Annotated in this window: 19 protein-coding genes and 1 pseudogene; 4 read left to right on the top strand and 16 right to left on the bottom strand. The window is 73.0% G+C overall.

Annotation, left to right across the window (positions count from 1 at the left end; translation table 11 throughout):
• Window positions 1–11 precede the first annotated feature (11 nt).
• The 7 genes from topA to ACIGXE_RS12135 all read right to left on the bottom strand — a co-directional run bounded on the left by topA (window position 12) and on the right by ACIGXE_RS12135 (window position 10,649).
• Window positions 12–2,837: a type I DNA topoisomerase gene (topA, locus tag ACIGXE_RS12165; RefSeq protein ID WP_399746138.1), complete on the bottom strand. Its 2,826-nt coding sequence runs from the start codon at window positions 2,835–2,837 to the stop codon at window positions 12–14.
• 226 nt (window positions 2,838–3,063) lie between these two features.
• Complete coding sequence (locus ACIGXE_RS12160; protein ID WP_399746137.1) at window positions 3,064–3,261, bottom strand: hypothetical protein; 198 nt, start codon at window positions 3,259–3,261, stop codon at window positions 3,064–3,066.
• A 1,190-nt stretch (window positions 3,262–4,451) separates the two neighbouring features.
• Window positions 4,452–6,005 (bottom strand): methyltransferase, encoded by a 1,554-nt coding sequence (locus ACIGXE_RS12155; RefSeq protein ID WP_399746135.1) that lies wholly within the window; start codon window positions 6,003–6,005, stop codon window positions 4,452–4,454.
• 298 nt (window positions 6,006–6,303) lie between these two features.
• Complete coding sequence (locus tag ACIGXE_RS12150; RefSeq protein WP_399746134.1) at window positions 6,304–6,957, bottom strand: small secreted protein; 654 nt, start codon at window positions 6,955–6,957, stop codon at window positions 6,304–6,306.
• Window positions 6,958–7,146: 189 nt separating this feature from the next.
• Complete coding sequence (locus ACIGXE_RS12145; protein ID WP_399746132.1) at window positions 7,147–9,501, bottom strand: sodium-translocating pyrophosphatase; 2,355 nt, start codon at window positions 9,499–9,501, stop codon at window positions 7,147–7,149.
• Window positions 9,502–9,780: 279 nt separating this feature from the next.
• Window positions 9,781–10,239: an ATP-binding protein gene (locus tag ACIGXE_RS12140; RefSeq protein WP_399746130.1), complete on the bottom strand. Its 459-nt coding sequence runs from the start codon at window positions 10,237–10,239 to the stop codon at window positions 9,781–9,783.
• A gap of 56 nt (window positions 10,240–10,295) precedes the next feature.
• Entirely contained in the window at window positions 10,296–10,649 is a 354-nt protein-coding gene (locus ACIGXE_RS12135) for an STAS domain-containing protein (protein ID WP_265865258.1), read from the bottom strand.
• A gap of 79 nt (window positions 10,650–10,728) precedes the next feature.
• Between ACIGXE_RS12135 and ACIGXE_RS12130 the strand changes: the two genes are divergently transcribed.
• Window positions 10,729–13,281, top strand: a complete 2,553-nt coding sequence (locus ACIGXE_RS12130; protein ID WP_399746127.1) for a DEAD/DEAH box helicase — start codon at window positions 10,729–10,731, stop codon at window positions 13,279–13,281.
• A 40-nt stretch (window positions 13,282–13,321) separates the two neighbouring features.
• Here the strand turns inward: ACIGXE_RS12130 and ACIGXE_RS12125 are convergent.
• The 7 genes and pseudogenes from ACIGXE_RS12125 to ssd form a co-directional block, all read right to left on the bottom strand.
• Window positions 13,322–13,591, bottom strand: a pseudogene (locus ACIGXE_RS12125) (Rv3654c family TadE-like protein); the annotation flags it as partial.
• Window positions 13,588–14,004: a TadE family type IV pilus minor pilin gene (locus tag ACIGXE_RS12120; protein WP_399746125.1), complete on the bottom strand. Its 417-nt coding sequence runs from the start codon at window positions 14,002–14,004 to the stop codon at window positions 13,588–13,590. The pseudogene ACIGXE_RS12125 and the gene ACIGXE_RS12120, both read right to left, overlap by 4 nt.
• Window positions 13,991–14,188 (bottom strand): DUF4244 domain-containing protein, encoded by a 198-nt coding sequence (locus ACIGXE_RS12115; protein WP_399746364.1) that lies wholly within the window; start codon window positions 14,186–14,188, stop codon window positions 13,991–13,993. The genes ACIGXE_RS12120 and ACIGXE_RS12115 overlap by 14 nt, the downstream gene beginning before the upstream one ends.
• A gap of 48 nt (window positions 14,189–14,236) precedes the next feature.
• A complete protein-coding gene (locus tag ACIGXE_RS12110) occupies window positions 14,237–14,995 on the bottom strand; it encodes a type II secretion system F family protein (RefSeq protein ID WP_399746124.1) in 759 nt (252 codons plus the stop codon).
• Window positions 14,992–15,861 (bottom strand): type II secretion system F family protein, encoded by an 870-nt coding sequence (locus ACIGXE_RS12105; RefSeq protein ID WP_399746122.1) that lies wholly within the window; start codon window positions 15,859–15,861, stop codon window positions 14,992–14,994. The genes ACIGXE_RS12110 and ACIGXE_RS12105 overlap by 4 nt, the downstream gene beginning before the upstream one ends.
• Window positions 15,858–17,009 (bottom strand): TadA family conjugal transfer-associated ATPase, encoded by a 1,152-nt coding sequence (locus ACIGXE_RS12100; RefSeq protein ID WP_399746120.1) that lies wholly within the window; start codon window positions 17,007–17,009, stop codon window positions 15,858–15,860. Before ACIGXE_RS12100 ends, ACIGXE_RS12105 begins: the two co-directional genes overlap by 4 nt.
• The gene (gene ssd, locus ACIGXE_RS12095) at window positions 17,006–18,106 is read right to left on the bottom strand and encodes a septum site-determining protein Ssd (RefSeq protein WP_399746362.1); all 1,101 of its coding nucleotides are present in this window, start codon (window positions 18,104–18,106) and stop codon (window positions 17,006–17,008) included. Before ssd ends, ACIGXE_RS12100 begins: the two co-directional genes overlap by 4 nt.
• Window positions 18,107–18,605: 499 nt before the next feature.
• Here ssd and ACIGXE_RS12090 point away from each other — a divergent pair, with 499 nt between their 5' ends.
• Complete coding sequence (locus ACIGXE_RS12090; RefSeq protein WP_399746118.1) at window positions 18,606–19,460, top strand: HAD family hydrolase; 855 nt, start codon at window positions 18,606–18,608, stop codon at window positions 19,458–19,460.
• A gap of 340 nt (window positions 19,461–19,800) precedes the next feature.
• On the opposite strand, the gene ACIGXE_RS12085 is transcribed toward ACIGXE_RS12090, so the two are convergent.
• On the bottom strand, window positions 19,801–20,619 hold the full coding sequence (locus ACIGXE_RS12085) for an oxidoreductase (protein ID WP_399746116.1): 819 nt from the start codon (window positions 20,617–20,619) through the stop codon (window positions 19,801–19,803).
• A gap of 102 nt (window positions 20,620–20,721) precedes the next feature.
• Between ACIGXE_RS12085 and ACIGXE_RS12080 the strand changes: the two genes are divergently transcribed.
• Window positions 20,722–21,708: an ATP-binding protein gene (locus ACIGXE_RS12080; protein WP_399746114.1), complete on the top strand. Its 987-nt coding sequence runs from the start codon at window positions 20,722–20,724 to the stop codon at window positions 21,706–21,708.
• A 134-nt stretch (window positions 21,709–21,842) separates the two neighbouring features.
• On the opposite strand, the gene ACIGXE_RS12075 is transcribed toward ACIGXE_RS12080, so the two are convergent.
• Window positions 21,843–23,153: a hypothetical protein gene (locus tag ACIGXE_RS12075; protein WP_399746112.1), complete on the bottom strand. Its 1,311-nt coding sequence runs from the start codon at window positions 23,151–23,153 to the stop codon at window positions 21,843–21,845.
• Window positions 23,154–23,431: 278 nt separating this feature from the next.
• Here ACIGXE_RS12075 and ACIGXE_RS12070 point away from each other — a divergent pair, with 278 nt between their 5' ends.
• The gene (locus tag ACIGXE_RS12070) at window positions 23,432–25,861 is read left to right on the top strand and encodes a bifunctional SulP family inorganic anion transporter/carbonic anhydrase (protein ID WP_399746110.1); all 2,430 of its coding nucleotides are present in this window, start codon (window positions 23,432–23,434) and stop codon (window positions 25,859–25,861) included.
• The last annotated feature ends 192 nt before the right edge of the window (window positions 25,862–26,053 follow it).

Below are 26,053 nucleotides of genomic sequence, written 5' to 3'. Positions count from 1 at the left end.
ACTCCGGAACGTCACTCGGGCTTCGCGGCCGCCGTCTTCTTGGCAGCGGCGGCCGTCGTCTTCTTGGCCGTCGTGGTCTTCTTCGCCGCCGTCTTCTTGGCGGCGGTCTTCTTCGCCGTGGTGGTCTTCTTGGCGGCCGTCTTCTTCGCCGGCGCCTTCTTGGCCGCCTTCTTCGCGGGGCCCTTGGCCCGCTTCTCGGCGAGCAGCTCGTAGCCGCGCTCGGGCGTGATCGTCTCCACGCTGTCGCCGGTGCGCAGGGTGGCGTTGGTCTCGCCGTCCGTCACGTACGGGCCGAAGCGGCCGTCCTTGACGACCACGGGCTTCTCGCTGACGGGGTCGGTGCCGAGCTCCTTCAGCGGGGGCTTGGCGGCGGCCCGGCCACGCTGCTTGGGCTGGGCGTAGATCGCCAGCGCCTCGTCCAGCGTGATCGTGAACAGCTGCTCCTCGTCGGTGAGGGAGCGCGAGTCCGTGCCCTTCTTCAGGTACGGGCCGTAGCGGCCGTTCTGCGCGGTGATCTCGACGCCCTCGGCGTCGGTGCCGACGACGCGCGGCAGCGACATCAGCTTGAGCGCGTCCTCCAGCGTGACGGTGTCCAGGGACATCGACTTGAAGAGCGAGGCGGTGCGCGGCTTGACCGCGTTCTTGCCGGTCTTCGGGGTGTCCTCGGGCAGGATCTCCGTCACGTACGGGCCGTAGCGGCCGGCCTTGGCGACGATCTGGTTGCCGCTCTGCGGGTCGGTGCCCAGCTCGAAGTCGCCGCTCGGCTTGGCGAGCAGCTCCTCCGCGTAGTCGACGGTGAGCTCGTCGGGCGCGAGGTCGTCGGGGACGTCGGCGCGCTGGTGGCCTTCCTGGTCCTTCTCGCCGCGCTCGACGTACGGGCCGTAGCGGCCGACGCGCAGCACGATGCCGCTGCCGACGGGGAAGGAGGAGATCTCCCGGGCGTCGATGGCGCCGAGGTCGGTGACCAGCTCCTTCAGACCGCCGAGGTGGTCGCCGTCGCCGTTGCCGGCGTCGGCCGCGCCGCCCTCGCCGGAGCCGCCGCCCTCACCGAAGTAGAAACGCTTCAGCCACGGCACCGCCTGGGCCTCGCCCCGCGCGATGCGGTCGAGGTCGTCCTCCATCTTGGCGGTGAAGTCGTAGTCGACGAGCCGCCCGAAGTGCTTCTCCAGGAGGTTGACGACGGCGAAGGAGAGGAACGACGGCACGAGCGCCGTCCCCTTCTTGAAGACGTAGCCGCGGTCGAGGATGGTGCCGATGATCGAGGCGTAGGTCGACGGGCGGCCGATCTCGCGCTCTTCCAGCTCCTTGACCAGGCTGGCCTCGGTGTAGCGGGCCGGCGGCTTGGTCGCGTGCCCGTCGGCGGTGATCTCCTCGGCGGCGAGCGCGTCGCCCTCGGCGACCTGCGGCAGGCGCCGCTCGCGGTCGTCGAGCTCCGCGTTCGGGTCGTCGGCGCCCTCCACGTAGGCCTTCATGAAGCCGTGGAAGGTGATCGTCTTGCCGGAGGCCGAGAACTCGGTGTCGCGGCCGTCGGCCGCGGCGCCGGCGATCTTCACGGTGACCGAGTTACCGGTCGCGTCCTTCATCTGGGAGGCCACGGTCCGCTTCCAGATCAGCTCGTAGAGCCTGAACTGGTCGCCGGTCAGGCCGGTCTCCGCCGGGGTGCGGAAACGATCACCCGAAGGACGAATCGCCTCGTGCGCCTCCTGGGCGTTCTTGACCTTGCCGGCGTAGACGCGCGGCTTCTCCGGCAGGTACTCGGCGCCGTACAGCTGCGTGACCTGGGCGCGGGCCGCCGCGACGGCGGTGTCGGACAGCACGGTGGAGTCCGTACGCATGTAGGTGATGAAGCCGTTCTCGTACAGCTTCTGGGCCACCTGCATGGTCGCCTTCGCACCGAAGCCGAGCTTCCGGCTGGCCTCCTGCTGGAGGGTCGTGGTGCGGAACGGGGCGTACGGGGAGCGGCGGTACGGCTTCGACTCGACCGAGCGGACGGCGAAGCGGGTGTCGGCGAGGGAGGCGGCGAGCGCGCGGGCCTTCTCCTCGTCGAGGTGGAGCACGTTCGCGGTCTTCAGCTGCCCGTCGGCGCCGAAGTCTCGGCCCTGCGCGACGCGCTTGCCGTCGACCGTCGCGAGCCGTGCGACCAGGGAGGACGGGTCGGAGGGGTCGCCGGCGCGGCCGGTGGAGAAGGTGCCGGTGAGGTCCCAGTACTCGGCGGAACGGAAGGCGATGCGCTCGCGCTCGCGCTCGACGACGAGCCGGGTGGCCACGGACTGCACGCGGCCCGCGGACAGGCCGCGCATGACCTTCTTCCAGAGGACCGGCGAGACCTCGTAGCCGTAGAGGCGGTCGAGGATGCGGCGGGTCTCCTGGGCGTCGACCATCCGCTTGTTCAGCTCGCGCGGATTGCGGACGGCCTGCTGGATCGCGTCCTTGGTGATCTCGTGGAAGACCATCCGGTGGACCGGGACCTTGGGCTTCAGGACTTCCTGCAGGTGCCACGCGATGGCCTCGCCCTCGCGGTCCTCATCGGTGGCGAGGAAGAGCTCGTCCGACTCGGCGAGCAGGTCCTTCAGCTTCTTGACCTGGGCCCTCTTGTCGGCGTTGACGACATAGATGGGCTGGAAGTCGTGGTCGACGTCGACGCCGAGCCGGCGCACCTCGCCCGTGTACTTCTCGGGCACCTCGGCGGCGCCGCTCGGGAGGTCGCGGATGTGCCCGACGCTCGCCTCGACGACGTAGCCGGGGCCGAGGTAGCCCTTGATCGTCTTCGCCTTGGCAGGCGACTCGACGATGACGAGTCGGCGGCCGCCCTGTGCGGTCTCGCTGGTCGGGGACAACTTCGCTCTTCTCTCCGGTCGACGCTCTCTGGCACGTACGGCGCTGGCACGCACGGCAGCGGCACGTACGGTGACACTGTCGTCGCTGCGGAGTGTGACGGTACAACCCGCCCCCGTGTCAAACAGGGGAAAGCCCGCAACGGCCACTCGAACGGTAACCCGACTCCTGCCCTTCCTGCCGCCCGGACTCCCTGACGGGCGGGGCGTCCATCCGGCCGGGCCCTCGTCACAGACGCCCGAAGCACCAGATCCCGAGCAGCACGAAGACGATCCCGAAGAGGCCGGCGAGGACGGCTGCGGCACGCGGCTCGACCCCGAGCGCGACGGGCTCGCCCTGCCGTACCCGCACCCCCGTCCAGAGCAGCAGCGCGGCCCCGAACAGCACGAACGCCGTCCCCGCGAAGATCGCCGGCCCGCTCTCCATCCCCAGTCCCCCGTTCCCTCGCCCGTGGCCCTGAGGCCCCCGGAGCCGAGGCTGGCACCTCGCGGCGTCATGAGGGCGAACTCCCGGTGAACGGCAAGGACGGGCCCGAACGGTTTCACGAGGATGGCCGGTACTTCCCCTTCCGCCTGCCCTCCTTCGTCACGTTCTCACCTCGGAGCACCTCCCCGCTTCCCCAGCCTCCCCCTTTCGTCAGCCCTTCCCTTCTGTCGCCTCTCTCACATCCCGGCGGCAGCGCCACCCACGACGGCTCGCTCCCGGCCCGTCCGCCTCCGGGCGGCGGGCTCGACGGGCGGCGGGCTCGACGGGCTCGGTGGGCGGCTGGTCGGGGCCGAGCTGACGGGTTTCCCGCGGCACGGCACGGCGCCGGTCAGGAGCAGGAGCGCGGCTCGCGACGTTCGAGACCAGGACATGTCACAAAAGCGCAGCCCGAGCGCGCCGAGCGCGAGCCGGAACGCCGGGCAGGCCGCGGCTCCCACGAGCCGCACCAGGGCGAGCCGGGGCAGGGCACCCGCCGGTACACGCAGGAGGCGGAAGCTGCGAGCACGGCGTTGCCGACAAGAGGGAAACGGGTCTGGGCGACGCCGGGTTCCCGCCCGAGGAAGACGAAGAAGAAGACCTGCAGCAGCGGCCCCACCAGCAGCGTTCCGATGACATGGGCAGCGTGGTCCAGTTGAACAGGGCGCGGCACGAGAGGGCCCCGCCGACGAGCACGAGCCGCGCGGAGCCGAGGAAACGGAACACCTCTGGTGGCCTTTCAGGCGAGGGCGAGCGTGGCGGCCCGCCCGAGCCCGAGGAGCAGCCCGAGCCTTCCGGGTCCGGGCGAGGACTTCGTCCTCGAGAGCCGGCGCGTCACCGGCCAGCATGGGGCGACGGCCACCTCCCACCAAACGGCGTACGTGTCGGCGAGCGCCCGCACCGGCGGCCTGCGGGTCCGTCAGATACGGGCGCAGGAACGGCTCGTCGGCCATGCCCGGCTAGCGGACGGCGGCCTGGGCGCGGACGAACGCGGGTCGCCGGCCCGCAGCAGGTCCAGCGTGGCCCACCCCTCCTGCTACGGCCAGGAGGGGTTCCGCCACGGGAGCGGGAGGTGGAGGGCGCAGAAGGCGTCCCGCAGCAGGCTCATCGCGATCTGGGTCGCGCCGAGCGTGGCCTCCTCGAGCTCGTTCCGATCAGACAGCGCTGCCTTCCCCGTCCCGGGCGGGCAGCAGGAAGCCCTCCTCCACGAGGAGCCGGATCGCCTGCGGGGTGCGGTCCCGCAGCATGACCGGGTCCTCGCCGGTGAGCTGCCCGATAGCATCGAGGATCCGCCCGGCGCTCAGCGTGCCGTCGCACACGCCCGCGAAGCCGGCGGCGACGTGGTCGACCCGGGTGGCGCGACGCATGCCCCGGTTCTGCCGCAGCAGCACGTGCTCGGGGTCCTCGGCGCCGGGCAGGCCGACCTGCTCCTGCACGACCTCGGCGGCGAGGACGAAGTGGTCGGCGAGCAGGGCCGCGTCGTCGTGGCCGCGCAGGTAGTCCTGGCGCTCGAAGTGGGCGCGCACGGTGTCGCCGAGCGGCTGCTCGACGGGGTGCGGCCACTCCTCGACGACGATCGACGGTTCGACCTCGCCGGAGGCGACGGCGGGGTTCTTGCGCAGGGTGATCCAGCCGAAGCCGACCGCCTTGGTGCCGCGGGCCTCGAACTCGTCGAGCCACCGCCCGTACGCCAGCCGGTACGCGTCCGGGTCGCCGCGGTGCTCGCCGCTGTCGCGCAGCCACAATTCGGTGTACTGGGTGATGTCCTGGACCTCGCGCTGCACGATCCAGGCGTCGCAGCCGCGCGGCACCCAGGAGCGCAGCCGGTCCTGCCACTCCTCGCCCTCGACGTGCTGCCAGTTGGCGAGGAACTGGGCGTATCCGCCGTCGTTCAGGCGCTCGCCGGCCTGCTGCACGAGGGTCCGGCACAGGTCGTCACCGCCCATGCCGCCGTCCCGGTAGGTCAGACCGGAACCGGGGGAGATGACGAACGGCGGGTTGGAGACGATCAGGTCGTACGTGTCCCCGTCGACCGGCTCGAAGAGCGACCCCTGGAGCAACTCGGCGCCGCGGGCCCCGGAGAGCGCGAGGGTGAGCCGGGTGAAGTCGAGTGCCCGCGGGTTGAGGTCGGTGGCGGTGACCAGGGTGGCGTGCTGCGCGGCGTGCAGCGCCTGGATGCCGGAGCCGGTGCCGAGGTCGAGGGCGGTGGCGACGGGCCGGCGGACGGTGATGCCGGCCAGGGTGGTGGAGGCCCCGCCGACGCCGAGGACGACCCCTTCGTCCTTCTTGCCGATGCCGCCCGCGCCGCCGACGGCACAGCCGAGGTCGGAGACGATGAACCAGTCCTCGCCGTCCGGTCCGCCGTACGGCCGCACGTCGACCGTCGCGTACACGGTGTCGTCCTCGCGGACCAGCCAGCCGTCGGCGAGCGCGTCGTCGAGGGGCAGCGCGGCGGCGGCCCGCTCGTGCTCGACGGCCCGCTGGAGCAGGAAGAGGCGGACGAGGGTCTCCAGCGGGGAGTCCCCGCGGGTGGCCCGGAGGGCGGGCACGGTCTCGCTGCGCGCGAGGGCCGCGTAGGCCTGCGCGCCGAGCAGGTCGAGCAGGCCGTCGGCGGTGAAGTCGGCGGCGAGCAGGGCCTCGCGGAGTCGGGCGGCGTGCGTGGGCACCGGAAGGCTGGGGGTCGTGCTGGTCGTACTCACGTGCCCCATTGTGACGGCCGCCACCGACAACCGTCGCCACCGACATCGGACGGGCGGGTACGCCCCGGCGGCCGTCGAACGGCGGACGCGGCGGACGTCCGCCGTGGCCGGGCACGGCTGTCCGCCGTGACCGGGGCACGGGTGTCCACCGTGGCCGGGGCACGGGTGTCCGCCGTGGCCGGGGCACGGGTGTCCACCGTGGCCGGGGCACGGCTGTCCGCCGTGGCCGGGGCACGGGTGTCCACCGTGGCCGGGGCACGGCTGTCCACCGTGGCCGGGGCACGGGTGTCCACCGTGCCCCGGGGGCCTACTCCCCGCTCTTGGCGGAGGCGGTGGGCTTGGTGGCCGGAGTGGCGGGCTTGGTGGCCGGGGTGGTGGCCGGGGCGCCGGCCTTCGGGGAGGCGCTCGGCGGGACGGAGGCCTTCGGGGTCTGGCAGCCCGGCTGCTTGGCCATGGCCTGGCCGAGCTCGCCGGCCTGCAGCTTCGCGACGGCGTCCTGGTCCATGGTCTGGATCTTCGCCAGGCTGTCGGAGACGACCTTGAGCCCGTCGGCGAACTTCTGCTGGTTCGTGGTGTCGAGCGCGTCGACCTGCTTTTTCAGCCCGTCGTATGCCACGGCCGTGGCGTTGAGCTCCTTGATGGCGTCCTGCTGGATCTTCTCGCCGTTGTCGACGGGCGGCGCCCCGGCGCTCTCGACGGCCTTGGCGAGGGCCCGGTCCGCGGCGGCGATGTCCTGGAAGGCCTTGGAGTCGGCGGCCTTGATCGTGGCGGGCTTGCTGTCGGCCGCCGTCGAGATGATCAGCTGGTTCGCGTTCGCCCGCTTCTGAATCTGCGGCTGCGCCTGGTCGCAGAAGGTCTTGGCCCAGTCGTTGACCTTGTCGCTCTTGTCGTCGCTGCAACCGGACAGCACGAGCATCAGTACCGCGCCGCCGGACAGTGCGGCCGCAAGCTTCTTGTTCACCGGATCGGTCCCTTCCAAGGCTCTCGGCCCCGGAACATACACGCCGTGCGGGTGACATCCACCGATCGTGCGACCGATTCATCCGATATTGCAGCCGTTTGAACCAAGCAGACAGGGGCGGACATCACGTCAGAAGACGCCGTCCGCCCCCACCTTGACAGAGACTCATCAAGCTTTGCGGTCTCGGCCTTACCGCGCAACGGTGGCGTCCTTCGACGAGCCGTCCCGATCAGGTTCGTCGTTCGCGACTGCCACCGAGCGCCTCTTGGAGACGCGTACGGCCCCCACGATGACGACGACGGCGATGACCGCGACCAGCGTCCGCAGCCAGACGCTGGCGTCGTCCCCGTAACTGAACTGCACGACGGCCGGCGCGATCAGCAGCGCGACCAGGTTCATCACCTTGAGCAGCGGGTTGATCGCGGGACCGGCGGTGTCCTTGAAGGGATCGCCGACCGTGTCGCCGATGACGGTCGCCGCATGGGCGTCGCTTCCCTTGCCGCCGTGGTGCCCGTCCTCGACCAGTTTCTTCGCGTTGTCCCAGGCGCCGCCGGAGTTGGCGAGGAAGACGGCCATCAGCGCGCCGGTGGCGATGGCCCCCGCGAGGTACGAGGCGAGCGCGCCGACGCCGAGGCTGAAGCCGACCGCGATCGGCGCCATCACGGCGAGCAGCCCGGGCGTGGCGAGCTCCCGCAGCGCGTCCTTGGTGCAGATGTCGACGACCCGCCCGTACTCGGGGGTCTCGCTGTAGTCCATGATCCCGGGGTGCTCGCGGAACTGCCGCCGCACCTCGTAGACCACCGCCCCGGCCGACCGGGAGACCGCGTTGATCGCGAGTCCGGAGAAGAGGAAGACGACCGCGGCGCCGAGGACCATGCCGAAGAGGTTGTTGGGCTGCGAGATGTTCATGGACAGGTTCGTCTCGCTCGCCTTCGCGCCGACGTCGGCGACGGAGGTCGCGATGGCGTCCCGGTAGGAGCCGAAGAGTGCGGAGGCGGCGAGGACGGCGGTGGCGATCGCGATGCCCTTGGTGATCGCCTTCGTGGTGTTGCCGACCGCGTCGAGGTCGGTCAGGACCTGCGCCCCGGCGCCCTGGACATCACCGGACATCTCCGCGATGCCCTGCGCGTTGTCGGAGACCGGGCCGAAGGTGTCCATGGCGACGATCACGCCGACCGTGGTGAGCAGCCCGGTGCCGGCGAGGGCGATCGCGAACAGGGCCAGCATGATGGAGGCGCCGCCCAGCAGGAACGCCCCGTAGACGGCGAGGCCGATCAGCAGGGCCGTGTAGACGGCCGACTCCAGGCCGATGGAGATGCCGGCGAGGACGACCGTGGCGGGCCCGGTCAGCGAGGACTTGCCGATGTCCCGCACGGGGCGCCGGCCGGTCTCGGTGAAGTAGCCGGTGAGCTGCTGGATCAGGGCGGCGAGCACGATGCCGATGGCGACCGCGACCAGGGCGAGGACGCGCGGGTCGCCGCCGTGGGTGGGGATGCCGGGCTCGGTGACCCCCTTGAGGTCGGCGTAGGAGGACGGCAGGTAGGCGAAGACGGCCACGGCGACGAGCGCGAGCGAGATCAGCGCGGAGATGAAGAAGCCGCGGTTGATGGCGGTCATCCCACTGCGGTCGGCGCGCCGCGGGGCCACCGCGAAGATTCCGATCATCGCGGTGACCACGCCGATCGCCGGCACGATCAGGGGGAACGCGAGGCCGAGGTCGCCGAAGGCGGCCTTGCCGAGGATGAGGGCGGCGACCAGGGTCACCGCGTACGACTCGAAGAGGTCGGCGGCCATGCCGGCGCAGTCGCCGACGTTGTCGCCCACGTTGTCGGCGATGGTGGCGGCGTTGCGCGGGTCGTCCTCGGGGATGCCCTGCTCGACCTTGCCGACCAGGTCGGCGCCGACGTCGGCGGCCTTGGTGAAGATGCCGCCGCCGACCCTCATGAACATCGCGATGAGCGCGGCGCCGAGGCCGAAGCCCTCCAGGACCTTCGGCGCGTCGGCGGCGTAGACGAGCACCACGCAGGACGCCCCGAGCAGGCCGAGTCCGACCGTGAACATGCCGACCACGCCGCCGGTGCGGAACGCGATCTTCATGGCCCGGTGGGAGACCGAGGTCAGGTCCTTCTCCGGCTCGCCCTCGGCGGGGGTGGCCTCCCGGGCCGCCGCCGCGACCCGTACGTTCGCCCGGACGGCGAGCCGCATTCCGATGTATCCGGTGACCGCCGAGAAAAGCGCGCCCACCAGGAAGAACAGGGAGCGTCCGGCCCGCTGCGACCAGTTGTCGGCCGGCAGCAGGAAGAGCAGGAAGAACACGACGACGGCGAAGACGCCGAGGGTGCGCAGCTGCCGGGCGAGATAGGCGTTGGCGCCTTCCTGCACAGCGGCCGCGATCTTCTTCATGGCATCCGTGCCCTCGCCGGCCGCGAGGACCTGCCGTACGAGGAGCTGGGCCACCACCAGCGCCGCGAGCGCGACGCCCGCGACGACGACCACGATCACGCGGTTCTCCTGAGTGAGCACCGCGGCTGCAAGACCCGCCATTCCGTCCTCCTTGACGTTGCGAGGTCAAGACAAGGCGGATTGTAAGGAGGGAAACCTGATCAAAACAGGGCGCCGCAATTGGAATTCCCGAATACCTCACAAGTACCGCCGAATGCGGTAATGGGGCGAAAGCATTCACCGCCGTCCGGGTGGATGCGCCGGGACCGGAAATGAGAAGAGGCCCTGCGGGGGCAGGGCCTCTTCTGAAAGCTTTCGGGCGCACTGGGCCGTCCGGGTGACGAAGCCACCCGGAGGGCCTCCCGCCGGTCCGTGCCGGCGTCAGGCGAGCGGGGCGTCCGGGTTGGCGGGCCAGCTCATCCGGATGGTGCCGCCCTCCTCGCCGGCGCTCACCTCGACGTCGTCGACGAGGCCGCGGATCACCGCGAGCCCCATCTCGTCCTCACCGTCCGCGTCGTCGAAGTCCTCGGCCGGCGCCGCGTCCCGCGAGCCGGGCACGCCGACGGCGTCGGCCGCCGCCACGCCCGCGCCCGGAACCTCGTCGCCGACCGCGATCGAGAAGGACTTCTCCTCCTCGGTCAGCACGACCCGGACGGGAGTGGTGACCCCGTTGCTCCGGTGCAGCCCGACCGCGCGGGAGCAGGCCTCGCCGACGGCGAGCCGGACCTCGTCGAGGACCGCCTCGTCGACCCCGGCCCGGCGGGCGACCGCGGCGGCCACGAGACGGGCCGTGCGGACGTGCTCGGGCTGGGCGCTGAAGAGGAGTTCAACGGTGGCCATGCGATCCCCCTGGGATTCTCGGCGACTGCTGCGCGGAGCGACGGCTGCGCGTGACCTCAGTCGGCGGCGTTGATGGCCTCTTCGACCGACGTGTGGATCGGGAACACCTTGGTGAGCCCGGTGATCCGGAAGATCTTCAGAATGCGCTCCTGGTTGCAGACCAGGCGCAGCGATCCCTCGTGCGCGCGCACGCGCTTCAGACCGCCCACCAGCACGCCGAGACCGGTCGAGTCGAGGAAGTCCACGCCTTCCATGTCGACAACCAGGTGGTAGCTGCCGTCGTTCACCAACTCGACCAACTGCTCGCGCAGCTTGGGCGCGGTATACACATCAATCTCGCCACCGACCTCGACGACCGTACGGTCGCCGTTGGGGCCGGGCACAGTGCGAGTCGACAGAGACAGGTCCACGGGTCCTCCAGCACCTAGCTATCGAGCGGCCGTCCCTCGGGACCCCCGTGCGGAGTCACGGGACGGATCGCCGGCCGCGATGGCATTCAATCACTTACCGGCAGCCATGCACGACGCCTTGGGAGCATTGTCCGTCACGCCGGTGACACACTCGGTGCCGATGGCCGAGAATCACCGCCCCAGCCGACCCGCCGGAGAAACGGGCCACCGCCCCTCTCCCGGCCAGGTCCTCGACCGGCTCTCCAGAGGCGAGAGCCGGGCCGCGCGCATCACTCATACGGAGCATCTGCCCCCACGTGCGGGCCGGCATGCCGTCTGGCCGCACCGCATCCGCGCGGAAGTGATCGCGGCGATCGAGCAGGCCGGGATCGAGCACCCGTGGGCCCATCAGGCGGAGGCCGCCGAGCACGCGCTGGACGGCACCTCGGTGGTGATCGCGACGGGGACCGCCTCGGGCAAGTCGCTCGCCTATCTCACCCCCGTGCTCTCCACCCTTCTGGACGGCGCGGAGGCCGCGAACGGGCGCGGCGCCACCGCCCTGTACCTGGCCCCCACCAAGGCGCTCGCCGCGGACCAGCGGCGTGCCGTGCGCGAGCTGGCCGCCCCGCTCGGCACCCGCATCCGGCCCGCCGTCTACGACGGCGACACCCCGGTCGAGGAGCGCGAGTGGGTCCGCCAGTACGCGAACTACGTGCTCACCAATCCCGACATGGTGCACCGGGGCATACTCCCGTCCCACCCCCGCTGGTCCTCCTTCCTGCGCTCCCTGCGCTACGTCGTCGTCGACGAGTGCCACACCTACCGGGGCGTCTTCGGCTCCCACGTCGCCCAGGTCCTGCGCCGGCTGCGCCGCGTCTGCGCCCGGTACGGCTCCGAGCCCGTCTTCCTCCTCGCCTCGGCCACCTCGGCCGAGCCCGCCCTGGCCGCCGGCCGCCTCACCGGCCTGCCGGTCACGGAGGTCTCCGACGACGCCTCCCCGCGCGGCGAGCTGGTCTTCGCCCTGTGGGAGCCGCCGCTGACGGAGCTGCACGGCGAGCAGGGCGCCCCGGTGCGCCGCACCGCCACCGCCGAGACGGCCGACCTGCTGACCGACCTGGCGGTCCAGGGTGTCCGCTCGGTCGCCTTCGTCCGCTCCCGGCGCGGCGCCGAGCTGATCTCGGTGATCGCCCAGGAACGCCTCGCCGAGGTCGACCGCTCCCTCGCCCGCCGGGTCGCCGCCTACCGGGGCGGCTATCTGCCCGAGGAGCGGCGCGCCCTGGAGCGGGCCCTGCACTCCGGGGAGCTCCTCGGCCTGGCCGCCACGACCGCCCTGGAACTGGGCGTGGACGTCTCCGGCCTGGACGCCGTGGTGATCGCCGGCTATCCGGGCACCCGTGCCTCCCTGTGGCAGCAGGCGGGCCGCGCCGGCCGGTCGGGCGAGGGAGCGCTCGCGGTGCTGGTAGCCCGCGACGACCCGCTGGACACGTATCTGGTCCACCACCCGGAGGCGATCTTCCGCCGTCCGGTGGAGTCGACCGTTCTCGATCCCGACAATCCCTATGTCCTCGCCCCCCATCTGTGCGCGGCCGCGGCGGAGCTGCCGCTGACCGAGGCCGACCTGCCGCTCTTCGGCCCGGCCGTACCCGAACTGCTGCCCCAGCTGGAGTCCGCCGGGCTGCTGCGCCGCCGTACCACCGGCTGGTACTGGACCCGCCGAGAGCGGGCCGCCGACCTCACCGACATCCGGGGCGGCGGCGGCAGCCCCGTCCGGATCGTCGAGGCCGGCACGGGCCGGCTGCTCGGCACGGTCGACGAGGCCGCCTCGCACACCGCCGTCCACGAGGGCGCCGTCCACCTCCACCAGGGCCGCACCTATCTCGTCCGCGAGCTCGACCTGAAGGACTCCGTGGCCCTCGTCGAGCAGGCGAACCCGCCGTACTCGACCACCGCCCGCGACACCACCTCCATCTCCGTCCTGTCCACCGACACCGAGATCCCGTGGGGAGCCGGCCGCCTCTGCTACGGCTCCGTCGAGGTCACCAACCAGGTCGTCTCCTTCCTCCGCCGCCGTCTGATCACCGGCGAGGTGCTCGGCGAGACCAAGCTCGACCTGCCGCCCCGCACCCTGCGCACCCGGGCCGTGTGGTGGACGGTCACCGAGGACCAGCTGGACGCCGCCCGGATCAACCCGGAGATCCTCGGCGGCGCCCTGCACGCCGCCGAGCACGCCTCCATCGGCATGCTGCCGCTGTTCGCCACCTGCGACCGCTGGGACATCGGCGGCGTCTCCGTCCCGCTCCACCCGGACACGCTGCTGCCGACCGTGTTCGTCTACGACGGCCACCCCGGCGGCGCCGGCTTCGCCGAGCGCGCCTTCCACACCGCCCGCGCCTGGCTCACCGCCACCCGCGAGGCCATCGCCTCCTGCGAGTGCGACTCCGGCTGCCCCTCCTGCATCCAGTCCCCCAAGTGCGGCAACGGCAACGATCCGCTCCACAAGCGCGGCGCCGTCCGCCTGCTCACGGAACTCCTCCGAGAGGCTCCCGACGAGGGAGAACCGGATCCGTCGGCGCACCAGGGGGACTCGGCGGCCCCGGAAGGCCCCGCCGATCAGGAAGCGCCCAGGGGGCCGGAGGGCCCGCCCTCGACCTGACCTCGGTCGTCCACGGGCCGAGGGAGACCCGCGCGGTGACGTCCGCGATGTCCTCGCGGACCTGGCAGCGCGTCAGCGCGGCGCCCTGGGCGCTCGCCACGCGCGTCGCGGCGGCGCACGCGTCCGGCTCGCCCCACAGGGCACGGTCGGCGGCGGCGAGGGCGGCCAGGTCGGCCGCGCCGCCCGCGCGGTGCCGGGCGGTGACCGCCTGCCCGAGCGCGAGGACGGCCCCGAAGACCACGCACAGGGCGCACGCCGCGAACGCGGTCCACACCGTCGCCGCTCCCCGGTCGGCCCGGTCCCGTCTCATGACGCCGCCTCCCCCACCGTGTCCTGGGCGAGCGCCGCCTCCCCCACCGTGTCCTGGGCGAGCGCCGCCTCCCCCACCGTGTCCTCGGCCAGCGCCGCCGCCCCGGCCCGGAGGGTCAGCCCCAGGCCGCCGGGTCCGGGCGCCGTCGCCTCCACCGTCACCCGCCACCACTCGCCCTCCCGTACGACTCCGACCCGGGCGCCCTCGGGGGCGGCGGCCCTGGCCGCGGCCTCCGCGGCCGCGACCGGCTCCGAACGGGCCACCGCCCGCGCCCACGCTCTGGCCGCGTCCACGCACCGGATCTGTGCCGACGCCGCGGCCAGCGCCCACAGCAAGGCGGCCGTGAACAGGACCAGGGCCGGCAGCGCGACCGCCGCCTCCGCGGTCACCGAGCCCCGGTCAGAACGGCGCATCGAGGGCCTTCCCGATCACCGATTCCAGGGCCTTCGTGACCGTGCCGCTGGTGAGGACCTTGTAGAGCACGGCCGCGAAGGCCGCGGCGGCGATCGTGCCCATGGCGTACTCCGTCGTGCTCATTCCCGCGTCCCGTCGGGCCGCCGCCTTCCGCGCCGTCCACCACGCGCGGGTACCTCGCATGATCTTCATTCCGGGCCTCCTCGTGTCGTTCGTGTCGCTTCGTCGTGTTCATGTGCCGGCGAGCAGCCCGCTCGCCAGGCCGATCACCACCGGGGCCACCCCGACGGCCAGGAAGGCGGGCAGGAAGCACAGGCCGACCGGCGCGGTGATCAGCACCTGGGCCCGCTGGGCCCGGGCCGCCGCCGCGCGGGCGCGGGCCGCCCGCAGGGCCTCCGCGTGCCGCGCCACGGCCTCCGCCGCGGGCGCCCCGGAGGAGACCGCGCGCTCCAGGCAGCGGGCCAGCCCCTCCGCCCCGGGTATCTCCCCGAACCTCCGCCACACCTCGGCCGGTTCGCCCCCGAGCCGCAGCTCGGCGGCCGTGCGGATCAGCCGCTCCCCGACCGGACCGCCGAGCGACCGGCCCACCGCCTCGGCGGACTCCCCCGGCCCGGCCCCCGCCGACGCGCAGGCCGCCAACAGATCGGCCGCTAGAGGCAGCTGACGTGCCGTCTCCGCGGCTTCCCCGGCCTTCGCCTCCGTGCCCCGCAGCCGCCGGGCCTGCCAGCGCCAGAGGCCCCAAGCGGCGGCGGCGCCGGCCAGAAGTCCCACGAAGCCGCCGACCAGCGCGAAACCGGCGAGGCCGACCACGCAGGGCACTCCCCAGCCCCGCGCCCGGGCGGTAAGCACCGGCCTTCGTGCCGGCGAGGGGGCGGGCGCCATGGCGAGCAGGCCGGCGACCCGCCTCCGGTCCAGGCGGGTACGTCGCCTGTCGGCCAGCGCATTGGCGAGCGCGGCGAGGGCGCACAGCGCCGCGAGGACCTCCGTCACAGCCGCTCACCCCCTCGCACGATCCGGGCCGCCCACCACAGGCCCACCGCCTCCAGGGCCGCGCCGGTGACCAGGCAGCCCAGGCCGGCAGGGGTGTGGAACAGCACCCACAGCGGGCGGGCGCCCAGGGCGGCACCGAGGCCGAGCCCGGCGACCGGCAGCACGGCGAGGACCGCCACCGTCGCCCAGGCCCCGGCCAGTTGGGCCCGCAGCCGCTCCCGCTGCTCCCGGTGGGCCCGCAGCGCGGCCTCCAGCCGGTCGAGACCGGCGGCGAGGCCCGCGCCGCCGTCCACGGCGACCTGCCAGCAGGCGGCCATCCCGGCCAGGCCCTCGGCCCCGTCCCGGAGCGCCGCACCGCGCAGCGCCTCCGGCACGTCCCCGCCGAACCGGGCCGCCGCGAGGACCGCGGCCTCCTCGTCGCCGAGCGCCCCCGTCGTCCGGGCCGCGAACGACAGCGCCTGCGCGGGCTGCCAGCCGGCTCTCAGCTCTCCCGCGACCGCCCCGCACAGCGCCACCACCCCGTCGGCCCGCGCCTCCCGCTCGCGCCTCGCCCGGGCCGTCCGCAGTCCGCGTCCCACCAGCGGCACCGCGACCGCTCCCGCGAGCAGCGGCAGGGGCGAGGCGCCGAACAGCGCGACCACGGCCGCCACCGGCAGGCACAGCCACTCACGCCGGTCGCGCAGGGCGCTCCGCCAGCGGGCGGCGGCCGCCGACCAGGGCGCCTCCGGACCGCCCGGCAGTGCCAGGACCGCCCGGGCCCTGCGCACCGCCCGTTCCCGCCGGACCGTCCACCACAGCGCGAGCACCGCACACAGGGCCGCCGCGCCCTGCACCGGGAGCCCGCCCGGCAGCGTGGGCGTCGTCATCGTTCCCCTCCGATCAGGGACCGCAGCCGCTCCCAGCCCCGCTCGCGCTCGAACCCGCCAGGGGCCCAGCGCAGCGCGGGGACCGTCACCACCAGTCCGTCCCGGTCCCGTGCGAGAACGTGCACCTCGGCGATCCGGCGGCGCCCCGAGCGGTCCCGCACCAGGTGAAGGACCGCCGACAGCCCGGCGCCCAACTGGCTGTGCAGGGCGGCCCGGTCGAGCCCCGCCGCCGTGCCCAGGGCCTCCAGCCGGGCAGGCACGTCCGCCGCCGTGTTGGCGTGCAGCGTCCCGCAGCCGCCTTCGTGACCCGTGTTCAGGGCGGCGAGGAGGTCGACCGCCTCGGGTCCGCGGACCTCCCCGACCACGAGCCGGTCCGGCCGCATCCGCAGCGCCTGCCGCACCAGGTCCCGCAGGGTCACGAGTCCGGCGCCCTCCTGATTGGGTGGGCGCGCCTCCAGACGCACCACGTGCGGGTGGTCGGGGCGCAGTTCGGCCGAGTCCTCGGCGATCACGATCCGCTCCCGCGGGCCCACCAGGCCCAGCAGGCTGGACAACAGGGTCGTCTTGCCCGACCCGGTACCGCCGCTGACCAGGAACGAGACACGGGCCTCGACGAGCGCCCGCAGCACGGGCCCGCCGCCCGGCGGGACGGTGCCCGCCTCGGTCAGCTCGGCCACGGAGAAGGCCCTGGGCCGCACCACCCGCAGCGACAGACAGGTCGAGCCGACCGCGACCGGCGGCAGGACCGCGTGCATCCGGGTGCCGTCCGGCAGGCGGGCGTCCACCCAGGGCCGGGCGTCGTCGAGCCGCCGGCCGGCCACGGCCGCGAGTCGCTGCGCCAGCCTCCGTACGGCCGCCGCGTCCGGAAAGGTCACCTCGGTCGGCTCGAGCCCCGCGCCGCGGTCCACCCAGACGCGGTCGGGCGCGGAGACGAGGACGTCGGTGACCCTGGGGTCGGCAAGCAGCGGCTCCAGCGGCCCGGTGCCGATCAGTTCGCTCCGCAACTCCTCCGCCGCGCCCAGCACTTCGGCGTCCCCGAGCAACCGCCCCTGGGCCCGCAGCGCGGCCGCGACGCGTGCCGGTGTCGGTTCGGCGCCGCTCTCCGCGAGCCGCTGCCGCACGGCGTCGAGGAGCCCCGCCCCGCTCATGCCGCACCTTCCGGCACGAGCACGCGCCGCCAGAACGCGGCGCAGAAGCGGGCGAGCCCGCCTCGGGCGTCGGCGCCGGGCGGCGGTCCACCCTCCCCGGCCGCCGAAAGCGCGGCGTCGTCGGGGAGTTCACCGGCGAGCGGCAGCCGCAGGGCGTCGGCGATCCACCGCTCGTCGAGCCCGGGCGCGTAGGGCCCGCGCACGACCGCGCGCAGATCCCGCAGCACCGGGCCGACCGCCGCGGCCACCCGGTGGGCGGCGGTGACGGCGCGCAGCTCGCCGGGGACGAGCAGCAGGCCGAGGTCGAGCTGGGCGAGGGCCTCGGTGACGGGGCCGTCGGTCCGGCGGGGCAGGTCGACCACGACCACGCCACCTCGGCGGCGGGCCGCGGCGAGCATCGAGCGCATGGCTTCGGGCGGCACGAGGACGGGGTCGCCCCGGTCCCAGCTGAGCACCCGCACGCCCCGTACGGAGGGCAGCGACTCCTCCAGGGCCCCACTCGCGACGCGTCCCTTCGAGGCGGCGAAGTCGGGCCAGCGGTGTCCTTCGACGCGCTCGCCGCCGAGCAGCACGTCGAGTCCGCCGCCGAGCGGGTCGGCGTCGACGAGGAGGGTGCGCTGCCCGCCCCGGGCGGCGGCGAGCGCCAGGGCGCAGGCCAGGGTCGAGGCCCCGGCACCGCCGCGGCCGCCGATGACGCCGACGGTCAGCGCCTGCCGCCCGCCCCCTTCGACGGCGTCGGCGATCAGGTCGACGAGCCGGCCCTCGGCGGCGGGAAGGAGCAGGACGTCCTCCGCTCCGGTCTCCACGGCCCGCCGCCACACCCCCGGGTCGTCGCGCTCCCGGCCGACGAGCAGCACCCCCGGCCTGCGCGTGGCGCCCCGGCATCGGGCCGCCGCGTCGTCGCCGACGAGGACGAGCGGCGGGTCGGTCCATCCCGCCCGGCGCTCGGGCACGGTGTGGTGCACCTCGGGCTCGGCGCCGGCGGCGGCGCAGAGCCGCAGCAGGTCGTCGAGGAGCGCGAGGTCCTCGGTCACGACCAGCGGCCGGGCCGGCCGCGCCCCTTCGTCCACCGCGCCCGAGCCCGCGTCCGAGCGCATCGCGGACCCGCCGCGCACCGGCGTTCCGGAAGTCTTGGAACCTTCCACGGCACACACCCCTCACGTGATTCCCACGGTCCGCGAACTTCGCGGCCGGAATCACCGTGCAGCCGTCTCGGAAATCTTGTGGATCTTGCTCAAAAACTGTGGATAACCCCGCGCTTGTGAATAACTTCGCCACCCGAACCGGCACTGCCCGGAGAGCACTCCTTCGACTACGCTGAGTGACGAATCGAGGGGTCTCGCGACCGTCCGGGCGTCGCCGGCGTGCGGGACGAAGGGAGGCGTGGAGATGGTGGAAAGGCGGACCAAAACGGGTCCGGACATGCGACGACCCCCGCCGGGGGGGAGAGCGGGGGTCGTCTCTCCGGCCGACTCGGGGGGGGAGGAGCCGGTCCGGGTTAGCACGGTCGCGAACGATCCGTGACTTCCATGGTGTACCCGAGAGCCTTCTCAGGCAAACCCACGCGCCCCAGCGTACGCCGAATGGCGGGCACCTATGCTCGGGCTCGTGGAAAACCACTCGATGCCGCGCGCAGCCGCCTTCTTTGACCTGGACAAGACGGTCATTGCGAAGTCCTCGACGCTGACCTTCAGCAAGTCCTTCTACCGGGGCGGACTGATCAGTCGCCGTGCCGCCTTGCGGACGGCCTACATCCAGTTCGTGTTCCTGGTGGGCGGAGCCGATCACGACCAGATGGAGCGGATGCGCGAATATCTTTCCGCGCTCTGCAAAGGCTGGAACGTGGCGCAGGTCAAGGAGCTCGTCGCGGAGACCTTGCACGACCTGATCGACCCGATCATCTACGACGAGGCGGCCTCGCTCATCGAGGACCACCACGCCGCCGGCCGGGATGTCGTGATCGTGTCGACGTCCGGGGCCGAGGTCGTCGAGCCGGTCGGCGAGATGCTCGGCGCCGACCGGGTGGTAGCCACCCGGATGGTGGTCGGCGAGGACGGCTGCTTCACGGGCGAGGTGGAGTACTACGCCTACGGGCCGACCAAGGCGGAGGCGGTGCGGGAGCTCGCGGAGTCCGAGGGCTACGACCTCTCCCGGTGCTACGCCTACAGCGACTCGGCGACCGACCTGCCGATGCTGGAGGCGGTGGGGCATCCGTACGCGGTGAACCCCGACCGGACCCTGCGCCGGGAGGCCGCCTCCCGGGACTGGCCGATCCTCGTCTTCGACCGGCCGGTCCGGCTGAAGCAGCGCCTGCCGGAGTTCCGGATGCCGCCGCGCCCCGCCCTGGTCGCCGCGGCGGCCGTGGGAGCGGCGGCGGCGACCGCGGGGCTCGTCTGGTACGCCAGCCGCCGCAGACAGGCGGCCCTGACGCGGGCCGCGCGGACCGCCTGAGCCGCCGCTCTTGCCGATCGCTTTGCCCGAATTTGGGGTGAAGGCAAAGAAGCGGATCCAGGACTTTCGCTTCGTTCCGGACAGGAGTAGAAAGGAATCAGGCCCGCGAGACCTAGGACATCCGAGAGGATCACCTGTTGAGCAGAACGGCCCCACGGACCTGATGCACAGAAACCTGGCACCCACGCGACGTCGACCCTTCGATTAAGGGCCAGCCGCACCAGGCGTAGGGCGAAGATCCCCGCTTGATGGGCACATATCGAGGACGCTTGGTAACTGGGTGGACGTGCCAGCGGCGGTACCGAAGTCTGGTACCGCCGCAACCCCTGTCGGGGCCCGCTCAGGCCGCGCCGCGCTGGAGCGCCTCGCAGACCGCCGTCGACTCCCGGACGCCGAGTTCCACCGCGCGCCCGCAGTGCGCGATCCAGGCGCCCATTCCCTCGGGCGTCCCGGACAGGTACCCCTCGAAGGCCGCCAGATAGGCCGCCCGGCCCAGCTCGGCGTGTCCGACCTCGGCCGGGCAGATCGCCTTCGGGTCGAGGCCGCTGCCGATCAGCACGATCCGCTCCGCGGCGCGGGCGACCAGGCCGTTGCGCGAGGTGAAGGGGCGCAGGGCGAGCAGCTCGCCGTGCACCACGGCGGCGGTGACCAGGGCCGGGGCGCCGCTGCCCGCGATGATCAGGTCCGCCAGTCCGTCGAGCCGGCCGGACACCTCCGCCGGATCCGGCAGCGGGGCCTCGATCAGCGGCTCGTCCACCGGTTCGCCCGCGTGCCGCGGACGGCCCGTCGAGTCGCGCGGTTCCCCCTCGGCGACCAGATGCAGCCGGGCCAGCACCCGCAGCGGCGACTGGCGCCAGATGGAGAGCAGCTGGCCGCACTCGGCGCCCAGCCGCAGGGCCGCGCCGACCGTCCGGGCCTCCGCGTCCGCGCTGAAGTCGGTGCGCCGGCGGACCTCCTCCAGCGCCCAGTCGGCACCCGAGAGCGCGGCCGACGCGCGCGCCCCGCGCAGCGCAGCCTCGGCGGTGATCTCGTTGCTGCGGCGGCGCATCACACGGTGGCCGTAGACCCGGTCGACGGCCTTGCGTACGGAGTCCACCGAATCGGCGACGCCCGGCAGGGAGCCGAGGGCGGCCAGGGGGTCAGAGGCGTGCGTACTCATAAGTAGGGAGGCTACGCGCCCGGGGCGGCCGCCCCACCTTGGAGTGGTCTTCTTCACGCTCCTCGACCACGCGGCGCGAGCATGCCACTACGCTAGGTGAACATGAAGATCGCTTTCGTGGGCAAGGGCGGCAGCGGCAAGACGACGCTGTCCTCGCTCTTCATCCGACACCTCGCCGCCGCCGGAGCCCCGGTCGTCGCGGTCGACGCCGACATCAACCAGCACCTCGGAGCGGCGCTCGGTCTCTCCGACGAGGAGGCGGGCGCGCTGCCCGCCATGGGTGCGCATCTGCCGCTGATCAAGGAGTACCTGCGGGGGACCAACCCGCGGATCGCCTCCGCGGACACGATGATCAAGACGACGCCGCCCGGGGAGGGTTCACGGCTGCTCCGGGTCCGCGAGGACAACCCGGTCTACGAGGCCTGCGCCCGGTTGGTGCCGCTCGACGACGGCGGGATCCGGCTGATGGCCACGGGCCCGTTCACGGAGTCGGACCTCGGCGTGGCCTGCTACCACTCGAAGGTCGGGGCGGTGGAGCTGTGCCTGAACCACATGGTCGACGGACCGGACGAGTACGTGGTCGTCGACATGACGGCCGGCTCGGACTCCTTCGCCTCCGGCATGTTCACCCGCTTCGACATGACCTTCCTGGTCGCCGAGCCGACCCGCAAGGGCGTGTCGGTCTACCGCCAGTACAAGGAGTACGCGCGGGACTTCGGGGTCGCCCTGAAGGTCGTCGGCAACAAGGTGCAGGGCGCGGACGACGTCGACTTCCTGCGCGCCGAGGTCGGCGACGACCTCCTGGTGACGGTCGGCCACTCGGACTGGGTCCGCGCCATGGAGAAGGGCCGGCCGCCCCGCTTCGACCTCCTGGAGGCCACCAACCGCACGGCCCTCGAGTCCCTCCAGAACGCGGCGGACGACTCGTACGCCCACCGCGACTGGGAGCGCTACACCCGCCAGATGGTCCACTTCCACCTGCGGAACGCGGAGAGCTGGGGCAACGCCAAGACGGGAGCCGACCTGGCGGCGCAGGTCGACCCCGGCTTCGTCCTGGACGAGCGCCTGGCCGTACCCCAACCGAGCTGACGCCGGGCGACGGGCCGTACGCCGGCCGAGCCTGAGCCGGGCGTCTGGCCCTGCCCCGGCCAGGGCAAGCCCAGCTGACGCCGAGCGGCCGGCCCAGCTGACGCCGGCCGGCCGCGTTCGGTCGAGGGGGCGGCTCAGTGGTCGCCGGCGGGCTTGCGGGCCGCCGGGGCGCCTGCCGGAACGGCCGGCTCGGGGGTCAGGAAGGACTTCCAGCCGGCCGGCGGGGCCTCGCCGACCCGCAGGGTGCGGAGCTTGGCGATCACCGCCGGGTCCTGGGCGTCGAGCCAGTCGGCGAGCTGGCGGAAGGAGACGCACCTGACGTCCTTCTGCACACACACCTTGGCGATCGTCTCCTCGACGGCCCGCATGTAGGTGCCGCCGTTCCAGGACTCGAAGTGGTTGCCGATGATCAGCGGCGCGCGGTTGCCCCGGTACGAGCGCTCGAAGGCCTGCACGAGGCCGTCGCGCATCTGGTTGCCCCAGTACTCGTGCATCGACGGGTCACCCTTCGTCGTGCCGGACTGGTTCACGAGGAAGTTGTAGTCCATCGAGAGGGTCTGGAAGGCGCGGCCCGGCACGGGGACGAGCTGCATCGACAGGTCCCACAGGCCCTCGTCCTTCTTGGGCCAGATCTGGTCGTTGACGCCGCTGGTGTCGTAGCGGAAGCCCATCTGCGAGGCCGCGCGGACGAAGTTCTTTCGACCCTCCAGGCACGGCGTGCGGGCGCCGACCAGCTCCTTGTCGTAGTCGAACGGGAGCGGCTTCTCCGCCTTCAGGCCGGCGTTGGTCTTCCAGTGCTTGACGAAGGACTTGGCCTGGTTGATCTCGCTCTTCCACTCGTCGACCGACCAGGTGCCCACTCCCCCGTCCTTGCCGCAGAAGTGCCCGTTGAAGTGGGTGCCGATCTCGTTGCCCTCCTCCCACGCGCCGCGCAGCTCGCGCACGGTGTCGCGGATGCCCTCGACGTCGTTGAAGCCGATGTCGGAGCGGCCCGGGGAGTGCTGCGGCGGGTCGTAGAGCTCACGCTTCTCCTCCGGCAGCAGGTACACACCGCTGAGGAAGTACGTCATCGTCGCGCCGTAGCGCTTGCCGACCTTGCGGAAGTGCGAGAAGAGCTTCTGGCTGTCCTCGCCCGCGCCGTCCCAGGAGAACACCACGAACTGCGGGGGCTGCTGACCCGGCGCCAGCTTCTGCCAGACCGGCTGATGGGGCTGCTTGCCGGTGAAGGCGGTGGAGCCGTCACCGATCAGCCGCACCACGCTCTGCGGGGCGGCGGCCGGCGCCTTCTTGGCACCCGTGCCACCCGGCGTCCCCGTCGTGGCCGGACCGCCGGAGCCCGAGCAGCCGGCAAGGCCGGACGTCAGGGCAACGGCGAGGGCGCCGACGGCGAGCGTCCTCTTCCGGACAGTGGTCCTTCTCCCGGTCCCTCTCCCCGCGACTGACATCCGCCCACCTCTCCTCGACTTCTCGGATTTCCCTACAAGCGGCGTCAACGTCGCACCAGGACGGCCGAGGAGCGTCAACGACAAGCGGCATCACTACGTTCTGTCACCGGAACCGGTGAATTCTTGCCCCGTTTGCCCCGAAAATAATGCCGCAGTCTTTACTCTCCATTACCATCCATTTACCGAGCGTTGCTCTCGGCATCACTCGGTGCCATCGATGGACCCGCCGCTGCACCCCGCACGAGCCGCGACCACGCTGCCCCGGAGGAGACGGGAACATGACTCTCTGCACCCCTGACCGCACGACCAACCGGCCCCGCATCCAGCGGCCCCACAGCCCGCCGGACGGCCCGCGCCGCCGCTTCCGCATCGCCGGGGCGGACCTGTCGGCGTCCGTCGCCGTCTTCCTGATCGCGCTGCCGCTCTCCCTGGGCATCGCGCTCGCCACCGGCGCGCCGCTCCAGGCCGGCCTGGTGGCGGCCGCCGTCGGCGGCATCGTCGCCGGCCGCCTCGGCGGCTCCCCGCTCCAGGTCAGCGGCCCCGCGGCCGGGCTGACCGTGGTCACCGCCGAGCTGATCCAGCGCTACGGCTGGCGCACCACCTGCGCCATCACGGTCCTCGCCGGACTCGCCCAACTCGGTCTGGCGGCCCTGCGGGTGGCACGCTCGGCCCTCGCCGTGTCTCCCGCCATCGTGCACGGCATGCTCGCGGGCATCGGCGTCACCATCGCCCTCGCCCAGCTGCACATCGTGCTCGGCGGCAGCCCTCAGAGCTCCGCCGTGGACAACGCCCTCGGCCTGCCCGCCCAGCTGGCGCACACCTCCCCCGCCGCGCTCCTCGTGAGCGCCCTCACCGTCGGCCTGCTGATGCTCTGGCCGCGCCTTCCCGGGCGTACGGGACGGCTGCTGCGCACGGCGCCCGCCGCGCTCGTCGCTGTGGCCGCCGCCACGGCGGTCGCGGCGCTCGCCGGGCTCGGCGTGCCGCGGGTGGACCTGCCCTCGTGGAGCAGCCACGCGCTGCCCGGGCTCCCGGAGGGGCCGTTCCTCGGGATCGCGGCCGGGGTGCTCACCATCACCCTCGTGACCAGCGTCCAGTCGCTGCTGTCCGCCGTCGCCGTCGACAAGCTGGTGGCGAAGCGCGCCGCAGACACCGGCACGGCCGCCGCGCCCCGCTCGCGGCTCGACCGGGAACTCGCGGGCCAGGGCGCGGCGAACATGGTGTCCGGGGCGCTCGGCGGCCTGCCGGTGGCCGGGGTCGCGGTGCGCAGTGTCGCGAACGTCTCGGCGGGGGCCGTGAGCCGCAACTCCTCGATACTGCACGGCGTGTGGATCGTGCTCGCGGCCCTGCTCCTCGTCCCGGTCCTCGACCTCATCCCGCTGTCCGCGCTCGCCGCCCTCGTCATGGTCGTCGGCATCCAGATGGTCAGCATCACGCATATCCGCACCGTCACCCGTCACCGTGAAGTCCTGGTGTACGTGGTGACGCTGGCGGGCGTGGTGTTCGTCGGCATCCTGGAGGGCGTCGCCCTGGGGATCGCGGTGGCGGTCGCCGTCGCGCTGAACCGCCTGGCCCGTACCCGGATCACCCGCGAGGAGCGGGACGGGCGCCACCTGGTCCGCATCCGGGGCCAGTTGACCTTCCTCGCGGTGCCGCGGCTGAGCCGGGCGCTGCACCAGATCCCGGCGGGCGCCGACGTGGTGGTGGAGCTGGACGGCTCGTTCATGGACCACGCGGCCTACGAGACGCTGCACGACTGGCAGGCCGCCCACCTGGCCCGCGGCGGCGCGGTGGAGACGACCGGCCCCTCCGGTGGCCGGCTCACCGACACCGGAGGGGCCGTCAGGCCGGACGCGTCCGGTGACGACGCGGGGTCCGGACCCGGCGGGCACTCCTGCTGCCGCCCCTGGACGCCCTGGCGCAACCACCAGTGCGGGGAGCAGCCGGACGGCGGCCCGGACGAGACCCCAGGCGCCGACGAGCCCGGCACGACCGGGCACCGGCTGGCGAGCGGCATCGGCGCGTTCCAGCGGGACACGGCCCCCTTGGTGCGGGACGAGCTGGCCCGGCTGGCGCGGGAGGGGCAGCGGCCCTCGCAGCTCTTCCTCACCTGCTCCGACTCCCGGCTGGTCACCAGCATGATCACGTCGAGCGGACCGGGCGATCTCTTCACCGTGCGCAATGTGGGCAATCTGGTGCCGCTGCCCGGCGAGGAGAGCGGGGACGACTCGGTGGCGGCGGCGATCGAGTACGCGGTGGAGGTGCTGCGGGTCGAGTCGATCACGGTCTGCGGCCACTCCGGCTGCGGCGCGATGCAGGCCCTGCTGAACGGCGGTCCCGACGCCCCGCCGACCCCGCTGCGGCGCTGGCTGCGGCACGGCCGGCCGAGTCTGGCCCGGATGGCGAGCCGGCGGCACGCCTGGGCCAGGATCTCGGGGCGGCTGCCGGCCGACGCGGTCGAGCAGTTGTGCCTGACCAACGTGGTGCAGCAGCTGGAGCACCTGCGGGCGTACGAGTCGGTGGCGCGGCGGCTCGCCGAGGGCACGCTGACCCTGCACGGGATGTACTTCCACGTGGGGGAGGCCCAGGCCTATCTGCTGGCCGGCACGGACGAGGTGCACAGCTACGACGACGTGTTCAACCATGTGCCGCCGGCGTCGGGCCGGACCGGCCCCGGCGCGGAGGCCCTGGAGATCGCCCGCGCGTCCTGAACCTTCCGTTCCGATCGTCCGTGTCAGTGTGTGTGGCCGCCGCCCCCCTCCGCTCGGGGGACGGCGGCCACCCCTGCGCGCCCCCTCACAGGTCTAAACCAATTGTCGGGAGGCTCTTGTCACCCGGGCGTCCGCCTGATGAGCTATGACGCGGGACACACAGGCACATAGGACGCCCTGGGAAAGGGAGAT

Origin of the sequence: Streptomyces sp. NPDC053431 (assembly GCF_044544925.1) — a bacterium.
Classification (GTDB): Bacteria; Actinomycetota; Actinomycetes; order Streptomycetales; family Streptomycetaceae; genus Streptomyces.
This window is presented reverse-complemented; position numbering and strand designations above follow the sequence as displayed.

What these genes read in the sequence shown, in the direction of transcription:
- ACIGXE_RS12160 (WP_399746137.1), bottom strand. Translation starts at nt 3,261, where the DNA reads ATGGAGAGCGGGCCGGCGATCTTCGCGGGGACGGCGTTCGTGCTGTTC.
- ACIGXE_RS12155 (WP_399746135.1), bottom strand. Translation starts at nt 6,005, where the DNA reads ATGGGGCACGTGAGTACGACCAGCACGACCCCCAGCCTTCCGGTGCCC.
- ACIGXE_RS12145 (WP_399746132.1), bottom strand. Translation starts at nt 9,501, where the DNA reads ATGGCGGGTCTTGCAGCCGCGGTGCTCACTCAGGAGAACCGCGTGATC.
- ACIGXE_RS12140 (WP_399746130.1), bottom strand. Translation starts at nt 10,239, where the DNA reads ATGGCCACCGTTGAACTCCTCTTCAGCGCCCAGCCCGAGCACGTCCGC.
- ACIGXE_RS12130 (WP_399746127.1), top strand. Translation starts at nt 10,729, where the DNA reads ATGGCATTCAATCACTTACCGGCAGCCATGCACGACGCCTTGGGAGCA.
- ACIGXE_RS12120 (WP_399746125.1), bottom strand. Translation starts at nt 14,004, where the DNA reads ATGCGCCGTTCTGACCGGGGCTCGGTGACCGCGGAGGCGGCGGTCGCG.
- ACIGXE_RS12115 (WP_399746364.1), bottom strand. Translation starts at nt 14,188, where the DNA reads ATGCGAGGTACCCGCGCGTGGTGGACGGCGCGGAAGGCGGCGGCCCGA.
- ACIGXE_RS12105 (WP_399746122.1), bottom strand. Translation starts at nt 15,861, where the DNA reads ATGACGACGCCCACGCTGCCGGGCGGGCTCCCGGTGCAGGGCGCGGCG.
- ACIGXE_RS12100 (WP_399746120.1), bottom strand. Translation starts at nt 17,009, where the DNA reads ATGAGCGGGGCGGGGCTCCTCGACGCCGTGCGGCAGCGGCTCGCGGAG.
- ssd (WP_399746362.1), bottom strand. Translation starts at nt 18,106, where the DNA reads ATGCGCTCGGACGCGGGCTCGGGCGCGGTGGACGAAGGGGCGCGGCCG.
- ACIGXE_RS12090 (WP_399746118.1), top strand. Translation starts at nt 18,606, where the DNA reads ATGCTCGGGCTCGTGGAAAACCACTCGATGCCGCGCGCAGCCGCCTTC.
- ACIGXE_RS12085 (WP_399746116.1), bottom strand. Translation starts at nt 20,619, where the DNA reads ATGAGTACGCACGCCTCTGACCCCCTGGCCGCCCTCGGCTCCCTGCCG.
- ACIGXE_RS12080 (WP_399746114.1), top strand. Translation starts at nt 20,722, where the DNA reads ATGAAGATCGCTTTCGTGGGCAAGGGCGGCAGCGGCAAGACGACGCTG.
- ACIGXE_RS12075 (WP_399746112.1), bottom strand. Translation starts at nt 23,153, where the DNA reads ATGTCAGTCGCGGGGAGAGGGACCGGGAGAAGGACCACTGTCCGGAAG.
- ACIGXE_RS12070 (WP_399746110.1), top strand. Translation starts at nt 23,432, where the DNA reads ATGACTCTCTGCACCCCTGACCGCACGACCAACCGGCCCCGCATCCAG.